This window comes from Streptomyces albidochromogenes (assembly GCF_005981925.1).
Classification (GTDB): domain Bacteria; phylum Actinomycetota; class Actinomycetes; order Streptomycetales; family Streptomycetaceae; genus Streptomyces; species Streptomyces albidochromogenes.
Genome location: NZ_VBVX01000016.1, coordinates 26,914 through 41,715, shown reverse-complemented (window position 1 = coordinate 41,715; position 14,802 = coordinate 26,914). Strand labels below are relative to the sequence as shown.

Genomic DNA, 14,802 nt, shown 5'->3' with positions numbered 1-14,802 from the left:
GTGGTGATGAAGCGGCCGAGTTCGAAGCCGACGGGGTCGGTGTAGTCGGTGGGGACGTCGAGGTGGCCGTAGGTGTCGTGGAAGGCCTGGGCTGAGGTGAGGCCTTCGCGGCGGGTGCGGGTGAGGGGGCCGCGGGGGTTGAAGGCGATCAGGTCCATGGCGCGGGCGATGCGTTCGGGGTGGACGGTGAAGTCGAAGTGCCAGCGCTTCATCACCAGCGCGCTCGTCTCGCGCGGCAGTCGGTTCGCCTTGTTCGGCAACCGCTCGAGGATGCGGTGGTCGTGGCTGGCCAGGGCGGTGGTGATCGCCCAGACCGGCTCGTAGGCGGTGCCGAGGATGTCTTCGGGGTTTGCGCCGGCGGGGACGTAGGCGGGGACGACGAGGCTGGCGGTCTTGCCGCTCACGTCGGTCCTCAGGGCGCGGCCGAGGGCCTGGACGCAGCGGACGATGCTGCCGGTGGGGTCGGCGAAGACGATCGCGTCCACGCTCGGGATGTCGACGCCTTCCGAGATGAGCTTGGCGTTGGTCATGATCGCGCACCGGGCGGCGGCGAAGGCGGCGAAGATACCGGCACGCTCGTCGGGCGTGTGCTCGCCGTGGACGAAGAACAGCTCGGGTTCCACATCGGGAACCGGGTCGGGGGCGGTGCGGCGCAGCAGGCGCAGGGTGTGGCCGAGTTCGCGGGTGAATCGTTTGGCGTCCTCGACGAGGTGGAAGTACACGAGCACTCTTCGCAGGCTGTGCTGGGCCATGGCTTTGAGGACCGCGAGGTGTAGGGCGGTGGTGCGCAGCGCCCCATCCGTGCCCGGCTTGTCCGCGTCGTCGCTGGTGTTGGCGGGGGTGGTGAGGTTGAGCTGGGTGCGCAGGTCGTCGTCGCTGATGGTGGGCACCACGATGCGGTAGTCCGCGGCGCGGCCGTCCGCGATGGCGGTCGCGAGGGGGTAGTCGTGGACGACGGGGCCGTAGACGGCGTGGTTCGACATCGAGTTGGCGAACGCCTCCGCGTCCGTGTCGGGGGCGCCGCGCCGGCGGCGCGGGCGGATCAGGCTGGCGGACTCCGACAGCTCGGGTGCGGCGAAGCTGCGTGGGGTCGCGGTCATGAACAGGCGGCGATCTGCGCGGATGGCCGCCTGGTCGTTGATGAGCGTCCACTTCTTCTCCGCCCGCCCCGCGATCCGGTGCGCCTCGTCCATCACCGCCAAGTCGAACGCCGGCACCGCCCGGCCGGCGTGCTGGGCATCGCGGACCTTGCTGAGGGAGTCGTACGTGCAGATCACCGTCAGGAACGGGATCTCGCCCGGCCCCTCCCCCACCACCGACAGCAGGGCGGCCAGGGCCTCGGGGCTGCCGGTCGAGCCGACCTGCGCGGCCGCGAGCTGTTCATGGCCGGCCGTATCCATCGACGACACAATGATCATGTGACGCAGGTAGCCGCCACGCCAAAGCAGTCTGCGCGGCCAGATCCAGGGTCGGCACCACAACCAGCGTCAACCGCGCCCGGAGCGCGAGAGCGACCCGGATCGCGACCAGAGTCTTACCCGTGCCTGTTGCCGAGATGTACTGCGCCCGGGTACCGGGGCGGCGCAGATGACGCACCACCGCATCCCTCCCCCGCACCTGATCAGGAAACAAAGGCCACGCGGGCACATGGGACACAGGGGCGTCGGCAGGGGCGGTATTCACCGGCCCATCATCACCCACCGCCCGGGGTTACTGCGGCCGAATGCGGCAGGGCCACCCTCGCCCAGGGCGCCGCGGTGTTCCGGGCTCTGCCGGACGCGATCTACGCCCCGGGCGCCCTCCCTTGCGGTACTTGGCATCAGGCGTGGCAGGGTCGAACACGAGGGCACCCGCAACCTGACGTGGAGCGCCGGTTTCATCAACCAGCGCCCCTTCCTCCGCCAGACGCTTCAAGGCCCACCACGACGCCACGACTTACGACGAGTAGGGACACCCACCGGTGGGACACATCTACGACGCCCTCGCCCGTGCGGAACGCGAGACCGCGACCCGACCGCTGCCCGCCACCACCTACGGCCAGATCCAGCACCTGCTGAAGCGAGCCGAGACAGCCGACCGGCGTGCCCAGCGCGGCACCGCCCTCAAGCCCGCCAGCAGGACCGAGCTCGCCCGCCGCGTCGGAGCGCAGATCGGCGTCTCCGGGCGCACCGTCGAGCGCCACCGCGACAAGAAGATCAAGACAGCGACCGGTGAGCACGGCCGACGTCTGAAGGCCGCGGTCGAGAAAACCTGGCAGCCCAAGGTCAAGGAAGCCGCCCGGGCCAGGGCCGCCACCCAGACCGGCATCACCGTCGAGACCCGCGCCCGGTTCGGCTTCACCGCCGCCCCCGGAAGCACCGACAACGGCAGGATCCGCCTCATCACCCACTAGGTGTATTGATCACGAGCGTTGTTAACGCCGGCCAGGTCTTGATCATGGCGAAGACCTCCGGTGTGGTGGAGGTGTCTAGGACTACACCGCACGGAGGTCTTCGTGTCCCACCGTAATGCCCGGCTGACCGTTCACGGCAGGCGGATCCTGGTCGAACGGGTCCTGGCGGGCCGTCCCGTCGCGCACGTGGCCGCGGAGATGGGCATATCCCGCCCCACGGCCCACAAATGGGTCCGCCTCTGGCGAACCGAGGGCGACGCGGGCCTGCGCGACCGTTCCAGCCGACCCCGCACCACTCCGCACCGGACCTCCGTTGCTGTCGAGACCCGTGTCTGCCGCCTGCGGACCGACCGCAAGCTCGGCCCGGCACGGATCGGCCCGATCCTTGGCCTTCCGGCCTCGACCGTGCACCGCATCCTTCTCCGGCACGGCCTGAACCGTCTGGCCTGGCTCGACCGGCCCACCGGCGAGCCGATCCGCCGCTACGAACGTGACCGGCCCGGCGAACTGGTCCACGTCGACATCAAGAAGCTCGGCAACATCCCAGACGGCGGCGGATGGCGGACCGTCGGCAGGACGGCCGGCGACCGTAATCGTCAGGCCACCACGACCGAGCGCAAGAGCTACACTCCGGTGATCGGCTACAGCTACATCCACTCCGCCGTCGACGACCACTCCCGCCTGGCCTACAGCGAGGTCCTGCCCGACGAGCGCCAGCACACCGCCATCGCCTTCTGGCAACGCGCGAACGCGTTCTTCGCCGACCACGGCATCACCGTCGAACGTGTCCTGACCGACAACGGAGCCTGCTACAAGCCCAGGCTCTTCACCCAGAGCCTCACCGCGGCCGGCATCAGCCACAAGAAGATCCGGCCCTACCGGCCGCAGACCAACGGCAAGGTCGAACGCTTCAACCGGACGCTCCTTGACGAGTGGGCCTACCTGCGGCCCTACGCCTCGAACCACGAGCGGACAGCAGCTCTGTCAGACTTCCTCCACGCCTACAACCACCACCGCTGCCACACCGCACTCGGCGGACACCCGCCCATCACCCGCGTCAACAACGTTGCAGATCAATACAACTAGGCCGTGTATCGAAAGTGGATCTTGGGCTGTGAATGATCACGGTTCATGGGTCGGGGAGATCTCACGGACGAGCAGTGGGCAGTGCTGGAGCCGCTGTTGCCGAAGGGTGCCAGGGCGGGGCGGCCGCCCGTCTGGCCTCGGCGGCAGCTGATCGACGGCATACGGTTCCGTGTCCGGACCGGCGTTCCGTGGCGGGACGTGCCCGCCGAGTACGGCCCGTGGAACCGGGTCTACGACCTGTTCCGCCGATGGCAGCGGAACGGCGTCTGGCACCGGATCCTCACCCGCCTCCAGTCCCTGGCCGACGCGAAGGGCGCGATCGTCTGGGACCTGAACGTCGACTCCACGGTCTGCCGCGCCCACCAGCACGCGGCCGGCGCCCGTAAGCAGGGCGACCTGCAGATGGAACCACCGGGCGGTATCTTCACCGAGCCCCATGATCATAGGCTGGGACGGTCGCGCGGCGGGTTCACCCCCAAGCTCCACCTGGCTGTCGAGCAGGGTCAGAAACCCATGGCCATCGTGGTCACGGCCGGGCAGCGCGGGGACTCGCCGCAGTTCGAACCGGTGTTGGAGAGGGTTCGCGTGCCCCGCGTCGGTCCGGGCCGGCCACGGGTCCGTCCCCATCGCGTGCGGGCGGACAAGGCGTACGCCTCCCGCGGGAACCGCGCCTACCTGCGGCGCCGCGGGATCCGCTGCACCATCCCCGACAAGGCCGACCAGGCCCGCAACCGCCGGAAGCGCGGTTCCCGCGGTGGCCGGCCGCCGCGCTTCGACCCGGTCGACTACCGCGAACGCCACGCGGTCGAGTGCGGGATCAACCGTCTCAAGAGACACCGCGCTGTCGCAACCCGGTACGACAAACTCGCCGTCCGCTACGAGGCGACCGTGCTGGTCGCGGCCATCAACGAATGGCTGTGATCAGCACGTAGCCACGACTCAAGCCCATACCGCTTTGACCACCGCGTGGCCTGCCGAAGCCGCCTGTCCGTAGAACTCTTGGAGGTTCCTGTGATGTTCGAGGTGCTCCTGCTTGGTCCGGCCGAGGGCGCTGAACCTTGCGTCGACGACGTTCCACAGCTCGTCGAAAGAGACAGTCGTAAGGAAACGCGCGGCCTGTGACACCCCAGACGGCTCCAGAAGCATCAGCGGGGGATCGGAGGAATCGGCGTCAGCGCTGTGGGGTACCGGGCGGCCGCCGTAGATCGGCAAATTCCAGGGCTCGTCGGCGTCTGTATAGAGGGCATCGGCGGCTGCGTAGAGGTCGTTTACAGCGTCCCAGCCCTTGTTGATCGAGTGGGCGATGCCTGCGACGTACTCGGCGTCGTCGTTTTCCCAAGCCTCAGACATGAACGCGGCGAGCCAGGTGTGGTCATCCCGGATCTCGGACTCAGCCACGGCACGAAAGTGCAGGTAGATGCTCACTACGACGAATCCCTCAGCTCCACGACCCACCTGTCAGGCCGAACGGACAGAACCTACTTGAGGGCACTGACAGCCACGTGCCGTCGAAATCGGCTCGCGGTGTTCAGCAGGACTCTTTCGATACACGGCCTAAAGCGTGTTGCAGAATTGATCCGACGCCGGTTTCGCGCCATGAACCGGACCGCTGACGGCTGCGTTCTGTCCGGTTTCCTGGTAGCTCTCGACGCCTGTTGATCTCCGGAGTGACGTCCTACACGATCTTCCTGACGGTTCTGCAACACGCTTTAGCCGGGATCTCCAGATGGCAGCAACTGGAAGTTCTGGTAAGCAACACCGCCCCCAGCAGCGAAGAATGGGAAGAAGTATCCACACTCCCGCATCTGACAGAACTCTGCCTATCCGATTACGACCTCAATCAAGCCGCCCCCATGCGCAATATCACCTACCTCCGACTCCTGCCGATCTCAGACGCCCAGCTCAACCTGGTCCCGGGTCTCTTCCCCAGCCTTGAGCGGTTCTTCATCAACTGCCGTGGGACACAATCCGACACCATCGACATCACCCCTTTGAGCAAAATCGACGGAATCCAGATCTCCATCGGAGACGCGAGTGGCGTTATCGGTCTCGAGCAGTTTGACCCGGCCGCAGTCAGGCTGTACCCACGACCCCGAACCGCGAGCACCTGAACCGTCCCTCACACCATGGCAGCGGTCTTCCCGGCCCGGCGCCGCGGTGGCAGGCATCCTGCATTTCGACAGCCCGGCCTGGGCCCGGAACCGTTGAGCAACGCCGGCCTGCATCTTCTCGCGGTCCAACGGCTGCGCGGGCGAAAGCCCCCGGCCGGATCGTCACGGCCACGCCGGGGGCTCCTTCGCTCTGCCGATCCAGGCGTTGCCACTGATCCGGCGGCTCACCGAGACCGCCGCTCACCGGCTCACCTGAACGGCATCTCCGCACAACCGCTGCCGAGCCTCGCGCACCTGTCCGTTTGGGGCTTGATTCCTCATCCTGCTGGAGGTCGTATGCCACGCCCCGTCTGGAGCGGCGCCATCTCGTTCGGGCTGGTCACAATCCCGATCAAGGTCCTGCCTGCAACACCACTGAACTGGCCGCGCGACTCGGTGTCTCCCTGGCGGCCGTTCAGCCAGCACACGAAGGCACTGCACGACGCGCGCCTCATCACCACCAGTCGTCGCGGTGGTTCCGTCCTGCACGTGGCAACTGCCCTCGGCCGGGAGCTGCTGGCCGGGAACCGCAGCGTGGCGGTGTGCCCTTAAGCCATGGCTTAAGGGCGTAGCAGCCCGTGTCGGCAACCAGGAGTATTCAAGGCGTTCGGCGTGTCCGGGGATGCTCGGCGTCGAACTCCTGGAGGTAAGCCGCCTTCGACAAGGGGAGGACGCACCGCTCGGCCGGCCCGGGCCTGCTCCTACGTACGTGTTCCGCACCCAGAACCGACGACGCAAGGGGAATCGATTCCATGACCGTCAAAGCAGCACGCCTCACCATGTCTCCGCGTCGCTCCGCCGCCCGCACGGCGGCCGTGGCGGCCCTGTCCGCTGCCGCGCTCCTCGGCGGTGGTCTCACGGCCCAGGCCGCCGCACCCGCCCGCACGACGGGCGCGGCCGTGGAGCTCGTGCCGGCCGGTGTGCTCGCCACCCGGTGCTACTACAGGGTCAACGCCAGCGGCGGTCTGCTGGTCCGCAGCGGACCCGGCACCCAGTACCGGGTCGTCGACTCCTACCCCAACGGCGCCACGATCCTCGCGTCGGCGTCCACCACCAACGGCTTCCGCAACGTGGGCACCAACCGCTGGGTCGCCGCGGCGTACACCGTCCGCATCACCAGCTATCCCTGCGAGTGACAGGGACCCGCGCCGAGGACACCGTTCCCCAGCCCTTCAACGGACCGCCGGCCGCCGTTACGGGCGGCAGCGTGCTTCTCGCGCCCCGTATGGTCGGGCGCACGGGGAGCACCATGAAGGTGTGGCTTCCTCGGACAAGCAGTATCTGGGTGCGGGGCTGCAGCCGGGTGGCCGGCTGAATGCCCTGCGGCTGACCGAGCAGCCGCACGCGGCGATCGGTGAGGCGCGTCGGGCCACTACGGTGCTGGCGCAGCGGGTGCGCGACGCGCACCGGGCAACCCGTACAGAGCACTTCCACCGTCAAGCCGCTCTGCGCGCGCTGCCGGTCCCCCGGCACTGCTTCATGCCGTCCTGCGCCCGAAGCTGCAGACGCGCGGGGTGACGGGTCGTGTCGCTGCTGGTCGTTGGGCGGGGTGTTCCTGCTGGCATCCACGTCGGCGGCTCACACCAGGCGGCAATGGTGCGGTCCTGGCCGTCGGCCGGTCCAAGTGAGCGAAGTTGCCCGGAACGCTTTGCGTCCCGGGCAGCATGTGTGGGTGGCAGCCACGGACTCTGAGGAGCTGTAGGTCTCGGCCGTCTCAGGCTGCGGCCGTTGAGTTCGCCGATCCGACGGTGCGGCGGTGTTCGGCGTTGATGCGCTGGGCTTCTTCGAGCTGGTCCTCGAGGACGATGATGCGGCACGCGGCCTCGATGGGGATGCCCTGATCGACGAGCTCCCGGGCCCGGGCGGCGATACGCAGCTGGTAGCGGGAGTAGCGGCGGTGACCACCCTCTGAGCGCAGCGGGGTGATGAGACGGGCGTCGCCGAGAGCGCGCAGGAAGCCCTGGGTGGTGCCGATCATGTCGGCGGCCCGGCCCGTGGTGTAGGCGGGGTAGTCATCGTCGTCGAGACGGCCGTGGGTGTCGTCTGCGGTCATCGCACCTTCCTGTGGAACATGCTGGAGGGGCCCTGGTGCCATTGGCACCAGGGCCCCGAAGGAACTGCTACACCATCTGCCGGCCCTGGTTACTGCGCCGGCCTCTTGTGTCCGCGTGCCCGACCTGGTTGCTGTCGGGGGTGCGGGGATCGCGGTTGCTTGACCGGAGGCCACCTCACTATCGGATGTCCTGCGGTACCCGGACTCAAAGACTTCCGCCCGGGCGATCCTGATGGCGCCTCGTTCCTCCGTTCTTCCCTCTGGGATCAACTGCTTACCAAACGGGTACTGCACTACTGCTGGTGATGCGACCTGCTCAGTGGCCTGCGTCAGCGCCACTCTTCGACAGCCAGCCCCGTTGTCCGTCTTGCGTCTGCTCTGGCTTAGAACCCCACTGCCGAACCTCCCGGTGCGCGCGCCCGCAGCCGACGCCTTCACCGAGGTACTTCTCTGACTTCACTGCTGGGTACTGCGAACTGCACTTGCGGGTACTGACACTGCGTCAACTGGCGTACTGCTCACGGCGGCCCCTGATCACTGCGGGCTACCCGGTGCGGTCGTCAGTCCCGTCGCCGTCCTGCAACAAACCTGGCTTCGAAACTCCACCACCGCACCGCCCTGCGAACTACAACTGCGGTCCTGCTGCCCGGCAGTTCATCTCTGCCAGACCCTGCGATCTCTCTGCGGTACGAGAGAAACCATAACCAAATCACCACCCAATGTCTACTCCGACGAGCACAGATTTCTGTCCGCAAGTGGGAGAGGTACTTGGCCTGGCAGCCAACCGTCCCCGACACCCGCCACTCCCAAGCGATCCGGCCCTGTCCTGCACCGGAAAGGCCGCCCTCGAGCCCGTCCACGCACACATCACCCGACACGGACCTGCGGTGGAGGGAGCCGGGAGAGGGTCTTGGCCCGGCTTGAGCGTTCCGATGATGCGGAGCAGGGGGTTGGCGGAGTCGGTCTTCTTGTTGTCGAGCAGACCGGCCATGAGCTCGTCGACAGAGAGACAATGGAAGTGTCCGGTCAGGGAGCACGGGGAGGCGGGTATGACCAGCGGACACAGCCAACGACACACGGCAGCCACGACTACGGCGGCGGCCCTGCTGCTCAGCCTGTTCTCGGCCCCCGCCGCTGCCGCACCCCTCCAGGAGAGGGATCCAGTGACGAGCCAGATTCTGGCGTGCCCTGACGGTCGGCCGCAGGTTCAGCCGGCCCCCGGCTGGGAGAGCATGTATGCGCTGCGCGTCAATGGAGCGCACAACTGCGCGGAGCTCACCAACGTTTCCGCCAGCACGGACCCCATTTACGGCAGGGTGCTCCTGCTGAGGGGTGAGCGCCAGATCGCCGGGCCTCTGCGGGATCCCAACCTGGGTGGGGCCACCCACTGGGTCCGCCAGACCGCCGCCACGGCAGCAGAAGAGGTACTGGCAGAGCAGGGGGTCACCGGCTGGGAGGTGATCCTGCCGGGTGAAAGCGTGAGCTATGAGTGGTACTCCCCCACCCACATCCGGCACTACGCCTACGAGGTACCGTCTGCGTCGTGCGGTGCCCGGGCCCGGATCGGCATAAATGAGCCCCCGTCCGAGACAGCGGTTATCCCAGCTCGCCACCTGGCGGCCGCGCCGACTCGCACGCACAGAGCAGCAGCCACCGTGCCCTCGACCACCGCAGGGGTCCATAACGGAAGTTGCGAGACATGACGTGCTGGCACTCTGAGAGTAGATCCTCCCGCGCGATCTCGCTATCGCTGTATCTGGCGGCCGTGCGCCGCCGCGCCTACTGTGTCGTGCCTGGTTGCAGGATCGGGTTCCAGGCGAACCAGTTCAGGTTCTCGGCGCCCAGTTGCCAGGGCGACTCCAGCAGCAGTCTCCGGGTTGTCTCATGGTCCGCGGTGACGGGAGCGGGAGTGGGACCGATACGGGTCATCAAGTCACCCCACTCGCGAAGAAACTCCTCGTCCTCGCCGCGCAGCCGTCGCATCGCCGCTTCCACGCAGGCAGGCCATTTCGGCATACCGTCATGGTCATCGCGGGTCCCGATCCGGGGAGCGCCGGCGAAGACGAGGAAGTCGTCCGGCGGCAGTCCCTTCTCGAAGTGCCTGAACATGTCGATGCGCTGTTCACCTGCTTCTTGATCTCTCCGAGGAATCCCCAGCCGAAGTCCGTCAGGGTCCCCTCGCATCCCGGCCAGACCGTGTCCCGGTCCAGGACCATGTCCTCCAGCGCATAGAGACGGAACTGGTCGTCGGAGCCCAGGACGTCGAAGGCCTGCCGGGTGAGCCAGGTGTTGTGGGCGAGCATCGTCCCGTCGTGCAATGCCTTGCGCCGGCTGGTCGGCCGGGAGGCGTGCGCGTCCTCAATCGGGCCGTTGCGCCACACGGACAGGACGAGCCCGTGGGCCGCTGCCCACCGCAGGCCGTCCTCCGTTGCGAAAACGCCCAGCTCCTCAAGGCGCTGCCGTGCCCAGTCCAGTGTCTCCTGGATGTCCTTTCCCACCGGCTGCCTCTCCCCCATCGTTCCCCGCTCCCCCTCTGTCCTTCGTCCTCGCTGTTCGTGTCATCCGCGGGATGCGGCGCTCGAAGGAAGCGCCGGATCGTCCGCGACCTCGACGGCACGACCCGGTGCCGTCTGATCTGCCCGTGGCGCCCGCCGGGCGCTTTCAGGCGGAAGCGGGCTGCTGGAAGGCCGTGCCGAGCGCGCACAGTTGAGCTCGGCGGGCCTGCATGAGCTCCTCCGGTCGGCGCAGGCCGGTGTCCAGGAGCCATACCCCGTGACGGATGGGCTGGAAGCCGATGCTCTCCCACAGCCCGGCAATCTTCTTCTTCGCCTTGAGCCGATAGGCCTCGGTGACCTGCTCGCGGTCTTCGGGGTACTCGCCCATGCCGGGATAGACCGCTACCGCGCAACAGCCCCCGGAGGGCCGGCGGATCGCCTCGACGGCCAGCGCCGGGCCCAGCCCGAAACCCCTCCACGCCTTGTCGAGGCTGACGCGGTCGAGGATCAGCAGATCGCCGACAGGATGTTGGACCGCCTTCTCGAACGCGGCGCTGTAGCCCGCGCGTCCGGAACGGCCAAGCGCTCACCCCAGTCGGGTGGGGTAAGCGGTCGGCGTGGCGGTTGAGCTGGGCCATGAGCTCGCGGTTGGCAGCGCGGGCGACGGCGAGGTCGTCGTCGCGTTCCTGGAGTTTCAGTTACTGGGTGGGCCGGGCTGTCGCCGCTTCGAGGCGAGCGCCCATCCGGGCGCGTCCAGCTGGAGGCCTGGTTCGCTGAGGTCCGGTAGCTGGCCGCGTACCTGGACCAACAGCTCGGACTCGGGGCCGGCCGTGCTGCGCCGGCGGGCGGAGGTCGGCAGCTGTTGCAGGCGACTGATCCGGCCGTCCAGGACTTGAATGGCCCGCTCAGGGTGCCGAACGCCTCGATGAGCTGGCGCCGGGTCTGCCCGGCGGCGACATCGGCCAGTTCCTCGGGCGCCGTCCGGCAGCGGGGCAGGGTGGGCGAGGCGGCCCAGCGCATCCCGTACGACGTGCACTCTGCGCCCACGCCGAGGTGAGCCCGTAGCGGCTCGAGACACGGGTGCGTGGGCGCGTGGGTTCCGCTGCGAGGCGACCGCCCTCGTCGTCGTCATCAGCGGATCGCTGTAACAAGCGCCCCCTTCCTGATCAGGGTTGCGGTCGCACCTGGGCCTGCTCCGTCACCGCATAGCCGGGCACCGACGGCCACCGGACGGTCAGGACCACCGACTCCTCCTCCGCGAACCACGAGTGATCAACATTGCGCCCCCACACGACGTAATCGCCCTGCTGATCCAGGACAACGCTGCGGCCGGGGAACTCCACGCGAAAGCGGCCACTGATGAGGACCAGGAGAGCTGTGCGCTTCTCTCCCTTCACCCACTGCGAGCGCTCATCGCCACCGGGGTGTACACCCCACTTGATCTCCACAGCCTCACTGTGGCGCGGGTCCCCCGCGTCCTTGAAGTGGCCAAGGAGCCATCCCCGATCAAGCGCCGCGTCCTTGCCCGCATTACCCACGTACACGCTGTCATTCACGTAGCTGGACGCTAGCAGCCGCCCTTGGGCCCGCAATCGGCGCTTTCGCGTACCCCAGGCGCGGTTGGGCTGGAGCACTGTATGGAGTTGGTCTGCCGGCCGGGGGATCAGCCGGATCGGCCGCGGCTCAGCGCCCCTGTCCCGCGCCACGACGCCGTGGCCGCAGGGCGCGGCCGGGCCGACGACTTGCGGGGCTCGGCGTGGGCGGCCACGCGCTGGGCGGCGAAGGCGCACATGGCCGCAAGGTCCTTGGAGCGGGGCGGCATCCGGCACGCGGCGATGGTGCAAGTGACGGTTGCCGAACGGTCGCCGCGCCCGGTGAGCCGAACGGTCCAGGATCGTCCGGGAGTCGCCCGGCAGGGATTCGCTGTACGCGGTCGTGACACGGTCGGCCCGTTCGCTCGTGCTGGGGTGGTGTCGGTCCACGGTCCCACTTGCCGGTTGGGCGACAGATACTCCTGTCGGCAACGGCGCGTCGGACGGGGTGCGGTGATCTGTCTCCCGACGGCTGTGCGCGATCACGCGGGACGACGCCACAGGTGGCTGTCGACCGGTTGTGGAATTCAGTCGAGGGCGGTTGCCCATGTCGTCAGTGCGGCGAAGTCGTCGAGGGTGAGGCCGTATCGGGGGTCGACTCGGTGCAGGAGGGCGGGACCCATGTGGTGCTCCCCGACCCAGGTGCGGTCCGCCTCGGTGATCTCGTCGTCGATCCAGGCGAAGGCCCGGCCCTGGGCCCAGGTGACGATCTCCGGCGTCTTCCAGAACACATCGCCGGCGGGCACAGGCCGCGGTGATGGCCAGGCGATGAAGGGCAGCTCGGGCAATCCCAGGACGGGGGCGACGTAGGTGTTGGCTTCTTCCTCCCACGTCGTTGCCCACACCAGGTCGAAGGGGAGCGCTTCCAAGGCCGGGCCGTGATCCGGGTTGAGCCACACCCGCAGCGGCTTCATCCGCTTGTTCGGCAAACCCCACTCGGTCAGACGGCGCCGCTCAGCGGCCTCCCAGCGTGGTGTGAGAAGCCGGTGCGTCTCATAACCGGCGGGCCGCCGGTGCGGCTTGGCGGCAAACGGGTTCAGCGGTCCGTCCACGTCCACCAGCAGCGTTGGGAGCATCAGCCCGCCCATCCCCTTGGTCCTGAGTCGCACGGTAACGGCCGATGGCCACAGGGCCCAGCGATATTCCGGGAAGGCAGCTATCCGCGTGGGCTTGCTCTCAAGGTCGACTGGGCCGGTGGCGACACGTGGCAGCGGGGCGCCCACCCCGAACGAATCCGATGGACCGACAGCCTTTTGGCTACAAGACTGCACCGGTGAACACCCTGCCGCCGCCGCCCGACCCGCTCCTCCCGCCGGTGCGGGACCCGCGCGCCCGCGACCTCGTTGCCGAGTATGCGGACATGCACGCCCTGGTTGCCGACCTGGTTCTGCCCGGCGACGCGTCGATGTACGTCATGAGCGCGATGGAGACCTCGCGCGAACTCATCCGGCACTCCTACTACCGGTACGAGTTCGCCACCGCCGCCGTCACGCATTCCTTGTTCGCTCTGGAGCACGTCCTTGCCGAGCGTCTCGCCGCGAAGGAACCGCTCCACGTCCTCATCGAACGGGCCACACACGCAGGACTCATCACGGCCGGACTCGCCGCCGAACTCAACCGCGGCCGACTGCTGCGCGACAAGCTGGCGCAGGGCGCCAAGTCAAGTGCCGCCCTCCACCCGCTCCGGGCCGTCGCCATGGTGCGGGCCGTCTTCGATGCCGTCTCCCTGCTCCTTCGCCCACCGTCCACGGCAGAGTCGACAGCCGCCGGCGTGGGCGGAGCCCAGCCCGACGGCGGCCTCGCCCGGCTGTGGGAGGACCACCTGCACTCACTGTTCCCCGACAGCTTCCGTGGCGTGGACTTCGACGGCGTAGACCTGATCCTCCTGGACGCCGACGTCGCCGGGCTCATACAGAGGGAGCTGAAGGGCGAGCTCGACGACAGTGGCATCGCCTCCCTCTGGGGCTGCATCACCAACCTCGACAAAATCGTTCCTCTGATCAACGAGGAGTACTGCGCCCGCTACTTCATGAAGCTGCGGACTATGGCCCAAGTAGCAGCAGCGCCCTACATACCCACCGCGACCTGACTACCGGGTTTCAGCCGGCTCGGGGTCTCCCGCGAGCTCGTCGGGGTCTGGCTCAGTCGCCTTCGAGGAAGGTCTCAGATCGTCACACGGTTCGCCCACGTCGTAGCGGGTGGCGGGCCACTTGTTCTTCGAGCCGAGGGCCTGCCTGGGCCGGTTCGGGTTCGATGCTCAGACCAGGCACGGCACGGCAAGTGAACGCGAAGGGATCACCAAGGTCGGATCAAAGTCGCCCGGCTGACAAGCGGCATCAGGCCCAGCATGCTGAGCGCATGTGATACGAGGAAAAGCGAAGCTCACTGCCTCGAGAGTCGTGATCCCGGCAGCCATCCTTCTCACCTCACCAGTGCTGCTGATAGCCGGAGCACCCATCCGCCGCCAGACCGCCGCTACGTCTACCGGGATGAGGCTACAGCGACCCCGGACAGGGTTGTTCCTGACCCGTTCGGCCGCGGATGAAGCGGGAGCTGCACCCGCTCATGGCTCGGTGGGCGGCCCTGTACGTCCTGTGCGCTCGCCTGCTACGAGCCCGCGGCCTGGGTCAAGATGATCAGCGTCGACACATCCAGCACGCCGTCCCGATCGGACGGCTGCAGGAACGCGCCATCAACCTCCTCCCTGTCCTGATCGCGGACACCAGTACCGGTCTACGGCGTACCCGCAGGTGATGGCCCGCAGGTGGACCAGCCGTCCGGCTCCGGTTGCCAGACCATCGAAACCTGTGCCCGCCCCTTGAGGCATCTGGCTTTGTAAGCGGAGTGCGAGATCCATTGTTCAGCGGTGAAACGCCCTGTTCGACCAGGAAGTGGTGTCTTTGAGTTGGGAAACGCCTGGGTGGTAGATCGGGCGCATGGGTGTGGTGCGCCCCTACGAGCGGGACTCAGGTGCTGCAAGCAGGGTGACGCTGCGCGCGGTACGAACTGACAGACCTGAGGGCTGTCCCGTAAC

17 protein-coding genes are annotated in these 14,802 nt (G+C 67.9%); 8 read left to right on the top strand and 9 right to left on the bottom strand.

Translation table 11 applies throughout. The annotated features are described in order from the left end of the window. Both E2E34_RS36950 and E2E34_RS36945 read right to left on the bottom strand, forming a co-directional pair. A partial coding sequence (locus E2E34_RS36950; protein ID WP_279637869.1) for a DEAD/DEAH box helicase occupies nt 1-1,400 on the bottom strand: 1,400 nt, incomplete at its 3' end. Further along, nucleotides 1,381-1,596 carry a DEAD/DEAH box helicase family protein gene (locus tag E2E34_RS36945; RefSeq protein WP_279637870.1) on the bottom strand — a complete coding sequence of 72 codons (216 nt, stop codon included), beginning with the start codon at nt 1,594-1,596 and terminating at the stop codon, nt 1,381-1,383. The genes E2E34_RS36950 and E2E34_RS36945, both read right to left, overlap by 20 nt. A gap of 364 nt (nt 1,597-1,960) precedes the next feature. On the opposite strand from E2E34_RS36945, the gene tpg reads away from it, so the two are divergent. From tpg to E2E34_RS04155, 3 genes are all read left to right on the top strand, one after another. Continuing rightward, nucleotides 1,961-2,392: a telomere-protecting terminal protein Tpg gene (gene tpg, locus E2E34_RS04165; RefSeq protein WP_138900528.1), complete on the top strand. Its 432-nt coding sequence runs from the start codon at nt 1,961-1,963 to the stop codon at nt 2,390-2,392. Nucleotides 2,393-2,494: 102 nt separating this feature from the next. Next, on the top strand, nt 2,495-3,478 hold the full coding sequence (locus E2E34_RS04160) for an IS481 family transposase (RefSeq protein ID WP_138900527.1): 984 nt from the start codon (nt 2,495-2,497) through the stop codon (nt 3,476-3,478). A 45-nt stretch (nt 3,479-3,523) separates the two neighbouring features. Beyond that, complete coding sequence (locus E2E34_RS04155; RefSeq protein ID WP_138900526.1) at nt 3,524-4,399, top strand: IS5 family transposase; 876 nt, start codon at nt 3,524-3,526, stop codon at nt 4,397-4,399. 18 nt (nt 4,400-4,417) lie between these two features. Here the strand turns inward: E2E34_RS04155 and E2E34_RS04150 are convergent, their stop codons facing one another. Then, nucleotides 4,418-4,903, bottom strand: a complete 486-nt coding sequence (locus E2E34_RS04150; protein WP_138900525.1) for a DUF1877 family protein — start codon at nt 4,901-4,903, stop codon at nt 4,418-4,420. 242 nt (nt 4,904-5,145) lie between these two features. On the opposite strand from E2E34_RS04150, the gene E2E34_RS04145 reads away from it, so the two are divergent. The 4 genes from E2E34_RS04145 to E2E34_RS04130 all read left to right on the top strand — a co-directional run bounded on the left by E2E34_RS04145 (nt 5,146) and on the right by E2E34_RS04130 (nt 7,146). Further along, complete coding sequence (locus E2E34_RS04145) at nt 5,146-5,589, top strand: hypothetical protein (RefSeq protein WP_138900524.1); 444 nt, start codon at nt 5,146-5,148, stop codon at nt 5,587-5,589. A gap of 336 nt (nt 5,590-5,925) precedes the next feature. Beyond that, nucleotides 5,926-6,180: a hypothetical protein gene (locus tag E2E34_RS04140; RefSeq protein ID WP_138900523.1), complete on the top strand. Its 255-nt coding sequence runs from the start codon at nt 5,926-5,928 to the stop codon at nt 6,178-6,180. Nucleotides 6,181-6,380: 200 nt separating this feature from the next. Next, the gene (locus E2E34_RS04135; RefSeq protein ID WP_138900522.1) at nt 6,381-6,764 is read left to right on the top strand and encodes an SH3 domain-containing protein; all 384 of its coding nucleotides are present in this window, start codon (nt 6,381-6,383) and stop codon (nt 6,762-6,764) included. Nucleotides 6,765-6,885: 121 nt separating this feature from the next. Further along, nucleotides 6,886-7,146: a hypothetical protein gene (locus E2E34_RS04130; RefSeq protein ID WP_138900521.1), complete on the top strand. Its 261-nt coding sequence runs from the start codon at nt 6,886-6,888 to the stop codon at nt 7,144-7,146. A gap of 196 nt (nt 7,147-7,342) precedes the next feature. On the opposite strand, the gene E2E34_RS04125 is transcribed toward E2E34_RS04130, so the two are convergent. The 6 genes from E2E34_RS04125 to E2E34_RS04105 all read right to left on the bottom strand — a co-directional run bounded on the left by E2E34_RS04125 (nt 7,343) and on the right by E2E34_RS04105 (nt 12,856). After that, nucleotides 7,343-7,681: a helix-turn-helix domain-containing protein gene (locus tag E2E34_RS04125; protein ID WP_138900520.1), complete on the bottom strand. Its 339-nt coding sequence runs from the start codon at nt 7,679-7,681 to the stop codon at nt 7,343-7,345. 1,779 nt (nt 7,682-9,460) lie between these two features. Next, nucleotides 9,461-9,610: a hypothetical protein gene (locus E2E34_RS36215; protein ID WP_244315506.1), complete on the bottom strand. Its 150-nt coding sequence runs from the start codon at nt 9,608-9,610 to the stop codon at nt 9,461-9,463. Further along, on the bottom strand, nt 9,610-10,179 hold the full coding sequence (locus tag E2E34_RS04120; protein ID WP_244315505.1) for a hypothetical protein: 570 nt from the start codon (nt 10,177-10,179) through the stop codon (nt 9,610-9,612). Before E2E34_RS04120 ends, E2E34_RS36215 begins: the two co-directional genes overlap by 1 nt. Before the next feature lie 163 nt (nt 10,180-10,342). Beyond that, nucleotides 10,343-10,564 carry a hypothetical protein gene (locus E2E34_RS04115; RefSeq protein ID WP_138900519.1) on the bottom strand — a complete coding sequence of 74 codons (222 nt, stop codon included), beginning with the start codon at nt 10,562-10,564 and terminating at the stop codon, nt 10,343-10,345. Between the two features lie 778 nt (nt 10,565-11,342). Continuing rightward, nucleotides 11,343-11,732, bottom strand: coding sequence for a cupin domain-containing protein (locus E2E34_RS04110; protein ID WP_138900518.1), 390 nt, complete (start codon nt 11,730-11,732; stop codon nt 11,343-11,345). Between the two features lie 563 nt (nt 11,733-12,295). Further along, the gene (locus E2E34_RS04105) at nt 12,296-12,856 is read right to left on the bottom strand and encodes a hypothetical protein (RefSeq protein ID WP_208765140.1); all 561 of its coding nucleotides are present in this window, start codon (nt 12,854-12,856) and stop codon (nt 12,296-12,298) included. A 185-nt stretch (nt 12,857-13,041) separates the two neighbouring features. Between E2E34_RS04105 and E2E34_RS04100 the strand changes: the two genes are divergently transcribed. Then, nucleotides 13,042-13,857, top strand: a complete 816-nt coding sequence (locus E2E34_RS04100) for a hypothetical protein (RefSeq protein ID WP_244315504.1) — start codon at nt 13,042-13,044, stop codon at nt 13,855-13,857. Nucleotides 13,858-14,802 lie beyond the last annotated feature (945 nt).

Bases quoted from the DNA above. Each gene is read 5' to 3' on its own strand.
- E2E34_RS04155 (WP_138900526.1), top strand. From the start codon at position 3,524: ATGGGTCGGGGAGATCTCACGGACGAGCAGTGGGCAGTGCTGGAGCCG.
- E2E34_RS04140 (WP_138900523.1), top strand. From the start codon at position 5,926: ATGCCACGCCCCGTCTGGAGCGGCGCCATCTCGTTCGGGCTGGTCACA.
- E2E34_RS04135 (WP_138900522.1), top strand. From the start codon at position 6,381: ATGACCGTCAAAGCAGCACGCCTCACCATGTCTCCGCGTCGCTCCGCC.
- E2E34_RS04125 (WP_138900520.1), bottom strand. From the start codon at position 7,681: ATGACCGCAGACGACACCCACGGCCGTCTCGACGACGATGACTACCCC.
- E2E34_RS36215 (WP_244315506.1), bottom strand. From the start codon at position 9,610: ATGACCCGTATCGGTCCCACTCCCGCTCCCGTCACCGCGGACCATGAG.
- E2E34_RS04115 (WP_138900519.1), bottom strand. From the start codon at position 10,564: ATGGGCGAGTACCCCGAAGACCGCGAGCAGGTCACCGAGGCCTATCGG.
- E2E34_RS04105 (WP_208765140.1), bottom strand. From the start codon at position 12,856: ATGGGCGGGCTGATGCTCCCAACGCTGCTGGTGGACGTGGACGGACCG.